Genomic DNA, 12,009 nt, shown 5'->3' on the forward strand with positions numbered 1-12,009 from the left:
GGGAAACGTTGATACCTATGAAACAATCGAGACTGTTCATGCCTACATTACGAGAAGTACCGGCCGATGCGGAAGCCATCAGCCATCAGCTTCTCGTCCGTGGGGGCTTCATGCGCCAAAACGCCGCTGGGATTTATTCATATCTCCCGCTCGGCCATCGCGTATTGCACAATATCCAAACGATTATCCGCGAAGAGATGAATCGGGCCGGAGCGCAAGAGTTGCTCATGCCAGCGATTCAACCGGCCGAACTATGGGAAGAGACGGGACGCTGGGGCATTTACGGTCCAGAATTGATGCGATTGACGGACCGTCATGACCGTCGTTTCGCACTCGGTGCGACCCATGAGGAACTCATCACGTCAATCGTGCGCGATGAACTCAACTCGTATAAAAAGTTACCGGTCAACTTGTATCAGATTCAAACGAAGTATCGCGACGAACGTCGTCCGCGCTTCGGATTGCTCCGGGGTCGTGAGTTCTTGATGAAAGACTCGTACTCGTTCCATGCGACGCAAGACGACTTGGACGAAGAGTATACGAATATGTATAACGCCTATTCACGCATCTTTGACCGCATCGGCTTGAAATATCGTCCGGTCGTAGCTGATTCAGGTGCCATCGGCGGGAAAGATACACACGAGTTCCAAGCGCTCGCCGAAATCGGTGAAGATACGATCGTATATACGGATTCATCAACTTATGCGGCGAACATCGAGATGGCTGAAACGCTCGACCGCTATGACATGCAAGCGGCCGACGTGCTCGCACTCGACAAGGTCGACACGAAAGACAATAAGACGATTGAAGATGTGGCGCGTTTCTTGAACGTCGATCCGAAGACGACGATCAAGTCGGTCCTCTTCAACATCGATGGCGAGACGGTCATGGCCATCGTTCGAGGTGATCACGAGGCAAACGACGTCAAAGTGAAGAACGCTCTCGGTGGACTCGACATCCAAATGGAAGAAGAAGCGACGATTATCGACTTGTTCGGCTGTGAACCGGGCACGCTCGGACCGATTCATTCACCGGTCAAAGTCGTGGCTGATTACGCCGTCAAATATTTGGTCGACGCGGTATGTGGCGCCAACGAGGCGAACACCCATTATACGCACGTCAACGCCGAACGCGACTTGTCGCATTTGACGTATCACGACCTCCGTTTCGTCGTCGAAGGCGACATGGCACCTGACGAGTCGGGTCCGGTCCGCTTCGCCCGCGGGATTGAAGTCGGACAAGTGTTCAAGCTCGGCACACGCTATTCAGAAGCGATGGGCGCGACGTTCTTGAACGAAGAAGGTCGGGCCGAACCTCTCATCATGGGCTGTTACGGCATCGGCGTCTCGCGGACGTTGTCGGCCGTCATCGAGCAACATCATGACGATCGCGGAATCGTCTGGCCGAAGAGCGTCGCTCCGTTCGATGTGCACTTGATTGCCATCAACACGAAAGACGAGGCGCAAGTCGAACTCGCGAACCGTTTATACGATGAGCTGTCATCGACGTACGATGTGTTGTATGATGACCGTAAAGAACGGGCTGGCGTCAAGTTTGCCGATGCTGATTTGATCGGTCTTCCGATTCGTATCAACGTCGGGAAAAAAGCGAGCGAAGGAATCGTCGAAGTGAAAGTACGTGCCACTGGCGAAGTCCTCGAGACGACAGTCGATGAGTTGCCACGTGTCATCACGACGCAACTGAACGAAGCCAAATGATCGATGAAGGTGACGGTTTCTTGCCGTCACCTTCATTTTTCGACATTGAATGATAAAAGGGGGGACTTCTTACCCGTGGAAGCTAATCAAAAAATGCAATTGCTCTTGGGTGACCTCGGCATCACGACCGAAACGGATCAATTCGACGGAGCGGAGCTGTCACGACTCGTCGTCAACAAGCAACGCCGGACATGGACGTTTTATTTCCAATTGCAACACGTGTTGCCGTATGAGGTGTATCAACTATTCATGAGCCGGCTCGAGAGTCGCTATGCGACGTTCGCGGACGAGGTGTACGCTCGGTTCACGACGACGTCAGGTGGGGGCGAACAGGACTATATCGACTATTGGCCCCGAATCGTCAGTGAATTGAGCCAAGTGTCAGGCGCAATGCGCAGTTATTTCGCATCGGTCGCACCGCGCTTCGAGCAGAACAAATTGCTCATCCCGGTGCGCTCGGCCCCTGAGGCGAACTATGTCGATAAAGAGTTATGCCAAGAAGTCCAGGCGCTCTACAGCGCCTATGGCTTTATGAAAAAACCATGCCAAGCGTTGTTCTCAGAAAATGAAGAAGCGAACCAAGCGTTGCGCGAACAAGTCGTCCAAGAAGATTTGGAACAGGCGAAGCTCGCACTCGCGGCGCAGTTCGCCAAGTCGACCGAGACGAACGATGAGCCGGTCACTGAAGTGCGGATGGGCGCTTTGATTAAAGACGAGATTGTCCCAATCAAGACGATTATCGAAGAAGAACGACGCGTCGCCATCCGTGGCCTCGTCTTCTCGGCCGAACGGAAAGAATTGAAGAGCGGGAAGAAACTCTTCACGTTCAAGATGACGGACTATACCGATTCACTCATCGTCAAAGTGTTCGCGCGCGATGACGACGATGACCGTATGCTCAGTGCCGTCAAAAAAGGCATGTGGATTCAAGCAGCCGGTCGGGTCGAGGATGACAGCTTCATGCGCGAACTGTGCATGATGGCGTCACAACTGCAAGAAGTGAAAGTCGAACCGGTCCGGGACGAATGGGCCGGTGAAAAGCGGGTCGAACTGCACGCGCACACGCAGATGAGCCAGATGGACGCGGTCACAAACGTATCGGCACTCGTCGCACGAGCGGCGAAATGGGGCCACCGTGCCATCGCCATCACGGACCATGCCGGAGTCCAGTCGTTCCCAGAAGCCTATTACGCCGGGAAAAAGAATGACATTAAAGTGCTGTTCGGGGTCGAGGCGAACGTCGTCAATGACGGCGTACCCGTCGCCTATCATCCGACCGACGTCCCGCTCGACGATGCGACGTACGTCGTCTTCGACGTCGAGACGACGGGGCTTTCGGCCGTCTACAATAAAATCATCGAGCTCGCGGGTGTCAAAATCAAGGACGGAGAGATTATCGACCGCTTCGAGGCGTTCGCCGATCCGAAGCATCCGCTCTCGGCCACGACGATTGAACTGACGGGTATCACCGATGACATGGTCCATGGCCAGCCCGATCCGGAAGTCATCGCCAAGCAGTTCGTCGATTGGTGCGGGGACGGCATTCTCGTCGCCCATAACGCATCGTTCGATATGGGCTTCCTTGAAGCGACGCTCCGGAGCGGTGGACACGAGCCGGATGACTATCCGGTCATCGACACGCTCGAGCTCGCCCGGACGATTTTACCGACGCTCAAGAACCACCGTCTCAACACGCTCGCGAAGCGATTCGATATCGAGTTGACGCAACATCACCGCGCCATCTATGATGCCGAGGCGACGGCGTATTTGCTCATGAAGCTGCTCGAACTCGCCAAACAGATGTTTGAGATGGAAACGCATCGCTCGCTGAACGCGAAAGTCGGGAGCGACGTCTCGAAGATTCGTCCGTTCCATGCGACGATTTATGCGAAAACGAAAAAACCGGGACTCCGGAACTTATACGAACTGATTTCCTTGTCGCACATCGACTACTTGTTCCGCATGGCACGCATGCCTCGCTCGGAGATTATCAAGCGTCGTGAGGGCCTCTTGATCGGTTCGGCGTGCGACAATGGCGAGATTTTCGATGCTGCCCTGAACAAATCGGACGAAGAGCTTGAGAAGATGATGGCGTTTTACGATTTCATCGAGATTCATCCGCCGGCGCTCTATATGCATCTCATCGATAAAGAAATTGTCGCCAACGAACTTGAGTTGCGTGAAATCATCAAACGGATCATTCGCGTCGCAGGTCAGGCCGGACTGCCGGTCTGTGCGACTGGCAACGTCCACTATCTCGACCGGACGGACCGATCGTATCGGGAGATTTTGATTCGGACGCAAGGTGGCGCCAACTTCATCAACACGCGGAAAGAACTTCCGCACGCTCATTTCCGCACGACGAAAGAGATGATGGAAGACTTCAAATTCCTCGGGGACGAGCTCGCCCGCGAGATCGTCATCACGAACCCGAACGCGATCGCCGATCAAATCGAGTCGATTCAAATCATCCCGGACGACTTGTATACGCCGAAGATTGAAGGGGCCGACGATGAAGTCCGGAATATGAGTTATGATATGGCCCGCTCGATTTATGGAGAACAACTGCCTGAAATCGTCGAAGCTCGGCTCGAGAAAGAGTTGAAGTCGATTATCGGTCACGGGTTTGCGGTCATTTATTTAATCTCGCATAAACTCGTGAAGAAATCGCTCGATGACGGCTATCTCGTTGGGTCACGTGGTTCGGTTGGATCGAGTTTCGTTGCGACGATGACCGAAATCACCGAGGTCAATCCGCTGCCACCGCATTACGTCTGTCCGAAGTGTCAACATTCCCACTTCTTCGACGACGGGTCGGTCGGGTCCGGGTATGACCTTCCCGACAAGCAATGTCCGGAGTGCGGGACTTGGTATACGAAGGACGGGCATGATATCCCGTTCGAGACGTTCCTTGGTTTCAAAGGGGACAAAGTACCGGATATCGATTTGAACTTCTCGGGTGAATATCAACCACACGCCCACGCTTACACGAAAGTGTTGTTCGGTGAAGAGTATGTGTATCGTGCCGGTACAATCGGGACGATTGCCGATAAGACGGCGTACGGATACGTGAAAGGCTATGCGACCGAGAACGATAAGATTTATCGGAATGCCGAGGTCGACCGGCTCGTCTCGGGTGTCACCGGCGTCAAACGGACGTCCGGGCAACACCCGGGGGGGATTATCGTCGTCCCAGATTATATGGACATCGCCGAAATTTCGCCGATCCAATATCCGGCCGATGATAAGTCGTCCGAATGGAAGACGACCCACTTCGACTTCCACTCGATTCACGACAACTTGCTCAAACTCGATATTCTCGGTCACGATGATCCGACCGCCATCCGGATGCTCCAAGACTTGTCCGGTATCGATCCGAAGACGATTCCGACGGACGATCCGACGGTCATGAAAATCTTTTCGTCGCCGGAAGTACTCGGTGTGACGCCGGAACAAATCGAATCGAAGACGGGTACGCTAGGGATTCCAGAGTTCGGGACGAAGTTCGTCCGGCAGATGCTCGAAGAGACGAAACCGTCGACGTTCTCCGAACTCGTTCAAATTTCGGGACTGTCTCACGGGACAGATGTCTGGATTGGGAACGCGAACGAACTCATCTATAACGGGACGTGTGAATTGAAAGACGTCATCGGGTGTCGTGATGACATCATGGTCTACTTGATTTATGCGGGCCTCGAACCGTCATTTGCCTTCAAAATCATGGAGTCGGTACGGAAAGGGAAAGGCTTGTCGGAAGACATGGAGACGGAGATGCGGGCCAACGATGTTCCGGAATGGTACATCTCGTCTTGTAAGAAGATCAAGTATATGTTCCCGAAAGCGCACGCCACGGCGTACGTGCTCATGGCCGTCCGGATTGCCTACTTCAAAGTGCATCATCCGATTCTGTATTACGCGACGTACTTCACGGTCCGGGCCGGCGACTTCGATTTGTCGGCGATGATCAAAGGGTCACAGGCCGTGCGTAAAGCGATGTCGGATATCCGTGAAAAAGGATTTGAAGCCACGGCGAAAGACAAAGGCCTCCACACCGTGCTCGAGCTCGCACTCGAGATGTTAGAGCGCGGCATGAAGTTCCAGAACATCGATTTGTACCGTTCGAGCGCGACCGAGTTCTTGATTGAAGGGAACACGCTCATCCCGCCGTTCAATGCCGTCGATGGTCTCGGTACGAACGCGGCGAAAGCGATTGTCGATGCACGTGCCGAAGGACAGTTTTTATCGAAAGAAGACTTGCGCAAACGGGCCAAGTTGTCGAAGACAATCGTCGAGACGCTCGATACGATGAAATGTCTCGAAGGCCTCCCGGATGAGAACCAACTCTCGTTCTTTGATTTTGGGGTGTAAGTTGCGAAAAACCGGGAAAATATGATATATTGGTATCGAACAATGTTGGATACTACGAGGGAAAGGAGTAGGGAACCCTACTCCTTTCTTGTATGTAAAAGCCAGAAGGAGGGATGAGAGTGTCCAAAATAACAGAAGTCGTCGAAGCGATCGCGTTGCCGATCGTGGAGCGTGAGAACATGGAATTGGTCGATGTCGAATTCGTGAAAGAAGGGCCAGACTGGTTCTTGCGCGTCTATATCGACAAGCCGGGGGGCGTCGATTTAGATGATTGCGTCAACATCAACGAACAACTCTCGGAAAAACTAAACGATAGCGATCCGATCGAACAAGCCTATTATCTTGACGTCTCGAGTCCCGGTGCCGAACGACCGCTGAAGAAGCCGACCGACTTTGAACGCGCGATTGGAAAGAACGTCTATATCAAGACGTTTGCCCCGATTGAAGGTGCCAAAGAGTTCGAAGGGATTTTGACGGAATATGACGGCGAGACCGCCATCGTCGAGACACGCATCAAGACAAGAAAAAAAGCGATATCGCTACCGGTAGACAAAATTGCACAAGCCCGCCTAGCGGTCACGTTTAGTTAAGGAGAGGTAAAGATGGGGCCACAATTACTCACAACAATCGAACAGATTGCTAACGAAAAAGGAATCGAGAAGGAGATTATCATCGATGCACTTGAGCAGGCGCTCATTTCGGCATACCGCCGAAACGTCGCCAACCCGAATGAAAACGTAAAAGTTGAATTCGACCAAGTGACCGGTGATATTCGTGTCTTCGCACTTCTCGAAGTCGTTGAACGTCTCTCGCATCCCGAGCAACAATTGTCGCTCGAAGAAGCGCATGAGATTGACCCGAACTATGAGTTAGGGGACTTCCATAAAGAAGAAGTCACACCGAGCGACTTCGGTCGCGTCGCAGCGATGACAGCCAAACAAGTCGTCACGCAAAAGATGCGGGAAGCCGAGCGCGAGCGCATCTATAACCACTTCGTCGATAAAGAAGACGAGATCATGACGGGGATTGTGGAACGGTTCGACCCACGCAACTTGTATATCGGTCTTGAAAACAATATCGAAGCGGTGCTCACACCGAACGAGCAGATGCCAAATGAATCGTACCAGATTCATGACCGCATCAAGGTGTATGTCACAAAAGTCGATTCGACGACGAAAGGGTCTGGCGCAGCCATTCAAGTCTCGCGGACGCATCCAGGTCTGTTGCGTCGTCTGTTCGAGCTCGAAGTGCCAGAAATCGCGAGCGGAACGGTCGACGTCATGTCGGTCTCACGCGAAGCGGGTGATCGCTCGAAGATTGCTGTTCATTCAGACATCGTCGATCCAGTCGGCGCTTGTGTCGGTCCGAAAGGGCAACGTGTCCAAACAATCGTCGATGAGCTCAACGGTGAGAAAATCGATATCGTACGTTGGTCGAACGACCCGAAAGAGTTCGTGAAAAACGCACTCAGCCCGGCTCAAGTCGTTGACGTGTACGTCAATGAACCGAATAAATCGACGACGGTCGTTGTGCCAGACTATCAATTGTCACTCGCCATCGGGAAACGCGGTCAAAACGCCCGTCTTGCCGCTAAGTTGACGGGATGGAAAATCGATATTAAGAGCGAGACCGATGCAGAAAGCATGGACTTGTATGATACGTACGCCGAAAAAGTTGAACCGGAGCCAGAAATTGTTCACAATGAAGTGGAACAGACTGACTCGGTTGACGTCGCCCTCGAGCCGACAACGGTGAAAGAAGAGGAATGACCATGAAGCAAAAGAAACTTCCTTTGCGCAAATGTGTGGTCACGCAAGAAATGTTACCGAAACAAGCGTTGATTCGTGTCGTTCGGACGCCGGAAGGTGACGTCGTCATCGATACGTCCGGTAAATTGAACGGACGTGGAGCGTATTTGTCGAAAGATGCGGATGTGATTCGTTTAGCAGAGAAAAAACGGACACTCGATCATCATTTAAAAGTCAAGACGAGTGACGCGCTTTATGAGCAGCTGCTTCAAGCTGTCACAGGAGCCGAATCATGAGTCAGTGGGAATCATTGTTAGGCCTTGCCGCACGTGCGAGGAAAGTAACGATGGGAGAAGAGTTTGTGTTGAAGGATGTACGAACTGGCCGAGCCAAGCTTGTCATCCTTGCCGGAGATGCAGGAGCGTCTACGAGAAAACGGGTTACCGACAAGTGTACATCGTATGGTGTTCCATTGATTGAAGTGAGCGACCGATATACAATCGGGGCTGCTTTAGGTAAAGACATGCGAGTCGTCGTGTCTGTGACAGAATCCGGATTTGCGAACAAGCTTAAGCAACTTCTCTCTTAACTATTAACGGAGGTGGATGCTTTGGGAAAACGCGTCTATGAATTTGCAAAAGAACAGAATGTAACAAGTAAACAAGTCATTACTCAGCTCGAGAAAATGAACAAGCCAGTAAAAAACCACATGGCTGTCTTAGATGAGGAGTCGGTCAAGCAACTCGACCGTGTCTTCAATCCTGAGAAATACCGTTCGGCTGACAAGCAAGAAAAGCCAGCTGCAACGAAACCAGCTGAAACGAAGTCTGCCGAGTCAAAACCGGCTGACGCGAAACCTGCTGCCAAGCAAGAAGCACCGAAAGCACGCCCACAAGCGTCTGGCGGTCAAAGCAACCAAGCGGGCAACCGTGGTGGCAACCGTTTCGGCAACAACCGCAATGACAACCGCAACAAAAAGCGCGGTGGTAAATTCAAAGGCAAGCCTGCAAAAGCAGCCGTGCCATTAGAAGCGGATCCAAATTCGAAAACGAGTCAGCGTAAAGCAGCTCGTTTAGCGCAAGAGTCTGAAATGGGCAACGTCATCAAGTACGATGATGTACTCAGCGTATCGGACCTCGCTGCGAAGATGGATAAAAAGCCAAACGAGATCATCATGAAGTTGATGGGTCTTGGTGTCATGGCGACAATCAACCAAACACTTGATGACGAGACGATTGAGTTGCTTGCAACTGAATTCGGTTATGAAGTTGAGAAAGAAGTACTCATCGATGAGACGGACTTTGAAGAAGTAGAAATCGACTTCTCTGAGTATGAGCTTGTTGAGCGTCCAGCTGTCGTCACAATCATGGGTCACGTCGACCACGGTAAGACAACACTCCTTGACTCGATCCGCAACACGAAAGTCGTTGCTGGTGAAGCCGGCGGAATCACGCAGCACATCGGTGCTTATCAAGTTGAAGTCAACGATAAAAAGATCACGTTCCTCGATACACCAGGTCACGCCGCCTTTACGACGATGCGTGCTCGTGGAGCCGAAGTGACGGATATCGCGATTATCGTTGTCGCAGCGGATGACGGCGTCATGCCACAGACAGAAGAAGCCATCTCACATGCGAAAGCGGCAAACGTGCCGATTATCGTCGCTGTGAACAAAATGGATAAAGAAGGCGCAAACCCTGACCGCGTCAAACAAGAATTGACAGAGTTCGGTCTTGTACCGGAAGAGTGGGGCGGCGAAACGATTTTCGTACCGATCTCAGCTTTGAAAGACGAAGGAATCGATGAGTTGCTCGAGATGATCTTGCTCGTTTCTGAAGTCGAAGAGTACAAGTCGACGCCTAAAATGCCAGCTCGCGGTTCGGTCATCGAAGCGAAGCTCGACAAAGGCCGCGGTCCTGTCGCCACGCTTCTCGTTCAACACGGGACACTCCGGATCGGTGACTCAATCGTCGTCGGTAGCACGTTCGGACGCGTCCGGGCCATGGTCAACGATATCGGTCGTCGTGTGAAAGAAGTCGGTCCATCGACGCCAATCGAAATTACAGGATTGAACGATGTCCCACAAGCGGGTGACCAGTTCATCGTGTTTGAAGATGAGAAGAAAGCACGTGCAATCGGAGAAAAACGTTACCAACGTTACCTCGAATCACAGCGTCGCGAATCGGCTAAAGTTAGTCTTGATGACTTGTTCAGCCGCATTCAAGAAGGCGAAGTCAAAGATTTGAACGTCATCATCAAAGCAGACGTTCAAGGTTCGGCTGAAGCACTCGCTGGTTCACTCCGTAAAATCGACGTCGCAGGCGTTAAAATCAACATCGTCCACCAAGGTGTCGGTGCAATCACAGAAGGTGACGTCATTCTCGCTTCGGCGGCAAATGCGATCATCATCGGATTCAACGTTCGCCCAGATGGTAACGCCCGGTCGATGGCCGAGCAAGAGCATGTTGAAATGCGTCTGCACCGCATCATCTATAACGCAATCGATGAAATCGAAAGCGCGATGAAAGGGATGCTCGACCCTGAGTTCGTTGAAGAAATCACAGGACAAGTTGAAGTCCGTGACGTCTTTAAAGTCTCGAAAGTCGGTACGATTGCCGGCTGTTACGTCACAGAAGGTAAAATCTCACGCGACGCCGGCGTCCGCATCATCCGTAACGGGATTGTTGTGTACGAAGGAAAACTCGATACGCTTCGCCGTTTCAAAGACGACGTCAAAGAAGTCGCGACAGGTTACGAGTGTGGGATTAAAGTAGAGAAGTTCGACGACATCAAAGTGGAGGACGTTATTGAAGCGTTCATCATGAAAGAAGTCGAACGTAAATAAAGCGAGGAGGGAACACGTATGAACATTCGTGCCCAACGCGTCGCAGAGCAGATGCGTAAAGAGATTACAGATATCTTGCTCCGTGAAGTCAACGACCCACGTACGAAGAACGCTACAATCACGAGCGTTGATGTGACGGGAGACTTGCAGCAAGCGACAGCCTACTACACGGTGCTCGGAGACGACGCCACGGTGAAGGCTGAAACGCAAGCTGGTCTTGATAAGGCGAGCGCATTTATTCGCCGCGAGATCGGGAGCCGCATCCGTCTTCGGAAAACGCCAGAATTGTCGTTCGAATACGATTCATCGGTCGCATATGGTAGCCATATCGATTCATTGATTCGTGACTTAAATCGGAACGACCAATAAATTGAAGGGGGGACTCGCGTCTCCCCTTTTTTGATGGGAGGAATTCAGATGGAACCAACTGGCGTATTGATTTTAGATAAAGACAGCGGCATGACGAGCCACGACTGTGTGTTCAAGCTCCGTAAATTGTTCCAAACGAAAAAAGTCGGACATACCGGCACGCTGGACCCGGAAGTGACCGGTGTCCTACCGATTTGCCTCGGACGGGCGACAAAGCTGTCTCGTTTTCTGACCGATGAAGGCAAACGGTACGCCGCCGAGATTACAATCGGAACAGCGACGATGACGGAGGACGCCCATGGCGAGGTCGTCGAGACGCGTGAAGTCGGTCCCGAGGTGTTCACCGCTGCGGACATCGATCGTGTCCTTGAGAAGCTGACAGGAAAAATCGAGCAAATCCCGCCTTACTTCTCTGCTGTCAAAGTGAACGGTAAGAAATTGTACGAATACGCCCGAAAAGGTCAGACGGTGGACCGACCGCGCCGCATCGTCGAGATTCATCGCCTCGTCCGGACGAATGAGCCGGTCATCGAAGACGGTGTCTGCCGTTTCCGTGTCGACGTCGAGTGTGGCAAAGGGACGTTCATCCGGACGCTCGCCGTTCAAATCGGGGAGCAGCTCGGCTATCCGGCCCATATGAGCGACTTACGGCGGACCCGGTCTGGTTCGTTTGAGGAAACGGCCGCCGTCACGTTGCAGCAACTGGCCGACCTCGAAACGGTCGAGGAACGAATGAACCACCTCATCCCGCTCGAAGAGGTCATCAAACGTTGGCCGGCCATGACGATTCCAGCCAATCGAGAACGGTATATTCGAAACGGAGGTCGTTTGAACGACGTCTCGCTCGAATTTGAACTGTTTACTGTCTATAATGAAGAAGGAATTCCACTTGCCCTCTATCGACGGCTTGACGGAACAACAGACGCAACTGTCGAGGTCATGTTGACTATCGACTAAAGGG

Annotated in this window: 9 protein-coding genes; all 9 read left to right on the top strand. The window is 52.2% G+C overall.

The genetic code is table 11. The features are described 5' to 3' along the window. Positions 1–17: 17 nt before the first annotated feature. The 9 genes from KNP68_RS10170 (at position 18) to truB (ending at position 12,005) form a co-directional block, all read left to right on the top strand. A complete protein-coding gene (locus KNP68_RS10170; RefSeq protein WP_029595686.1) occupies positions 18–1,718 on the top strand; it encodes a proline--tRNA ligase in 1,701 nt (566 codons plus the stop codon). A gap of 75 nt (positions 1,719–1,793) precedes the next feature. Then, the gene (locus tag KNP68_RS10175) at positions 1,794–6,086 is read left to right on the top strand and encodes a PolC-type DNA polymerase III (RefSeq protein ID WP_035385678.1); all 4,293 of its coding nucleotides are present in this window, start codon (positions 1,794–1,796) and stop codon (positions 6,084–6,086) included. A gap of 119 nt (positions 6,087–6,205) precedes the next feature. Then, positions 6,206–6,676 carry a ribosome maturation factor RimP gene (gene rimP / locus KNP68_RS10180; protein WP_021067156.1) on the top strand — a complete coding sequence of 157 codons (471 nt, stop codon included), beginning with the start codon at positions 6,206–6,208 and terminating at the stop codon, positions 6,674–6,676. 12 nt (positions 6,677–6,688) lie between these two features. Next, positions 6,689–7,855, top strand: coding sequence for a transcription termination factor NusA (nusA, locus tag KNP68_RS10185; protein WP_029595684.1), 1,167 nt, complete (start codon positions 6,689–6,691; stop codon positions 7,853–7,855). Beyond that, positions 7,852–8,130 (top strand): RNase P modulator RnpM, encoded by a 279-nt coding sequence (rnpM, locus tag KNP68_RS10190; RefSeq protein ID WP_165569410.1) that lies wholly within the window; start codon positions 7,852–7,854, stop codon positions 8,128–8,130. The genes nusA and rnpM overlap by 4 nt, the downstream gene beginning before the upstream one ends. Next, entirely contained in the window at positions 8,127–8,423 is a 297-nt protein-coding gene (locus KNP68_RS10195; protein WP_029595683.1) for a YlxQ family RNA-binding protein, read from the top strand. The genes rnpM and KNP68_RS10195 overlap by 4 nt, the downstream gene beginning before the upstream one ends. 21 nt (positions 8,424–8,444) lie before the next feature. Further along, positions 8,445–10,679, top strand: a complete 2,235-nt coding sequence (infB, locus tag KNP68_RS10200) for a translation initiation factor IF-2 (RefSeq protein WP_021067160.1) — start codon at positions 8,445–8,447, stop codon at positions 10,677–10,679. Positions 10,680–10,697: 18 nt separating this feature from the next. Then, the gene (rbfA, locus tag KNP68_RS10205) at positions 10,698–11,048 is read left to right on the top strand and encodes a 30S ribosome-binding factor RbfA (protein WP_021067161.1); all 351 of its coding nucleotides are present in this window, start codon (positions 10,698–10,700) and stop codon (positions 11,046–11,048) included. 48 nt (positions 11,049–11,096) lie between these two features. Beyond that, positions 11,097–12,005: a tRNA pseudouridine(55) synthase TruB gene (gene truB, locus KNP68_RS10210; RefSeq protein WP_029595682.1), complete on the top strand. Its 909-nt coding sequence runs from the start codon at positions 11,097–11,099 to the stop codon at positions 12,003–12,005. The last annotated feature ends 4 nt before the right edge of the window (positions 12,006–12,009 follow it).

It is taken from the genome of Exiguobacterium sp. s50 (genome assembly GCF_018618175.1).
GTDB lineage: Bacteria > Bacillota > Bacilli > Exiguobacteriales > Exiguobacteriaceae > Exiguobacterium > Exiguobacterium chiriqhucha.

Excerpts from the sequence above, each read along its gene's own strand:
- truB (WP_029595682.1), top strand. The coding sequence starts at position 11,097 with ATGGAACCAACTGGCGTATTGATTTTAGATAAAGACAGCGGCATGACG.
- rnpM (WP_165569410.1), top strand. The coding sequence starts at position 7,852 with ATGACCATGAAGCAAAAGAAACTTCCTTTGCGCAAATGTGTGGTCACG.
- KNP68_RS10170 (WP_029595686.1), top strand. The coding sequence starts at position 18 with ATGAAACAATCGAGACTGTTCATGCCTACATTACGAGAAGTACCGGCC.
- KNP68_RS10195 (WP_029595683.1), top strand. The coding sequence starts at position 8,127 with ATGAGTCAGTGGGAATCATTGTTAGGCCTTGCCGCACGTGCGAGGAAA.
- nusA (WP_029595684.1), top strand. The coding sequence starts at position 6,689 with ATGGGGCCACAATTACTCACAACAATCGAACAGATTGCTAACGAAAAA.
- rbfA (WP_021067161.1), top strand. The coding sequence starts at position 10,698 with ATGAACATTCGTGCCCAACGCGTCGCAGAGCAGATGCGTAAAGAGATT.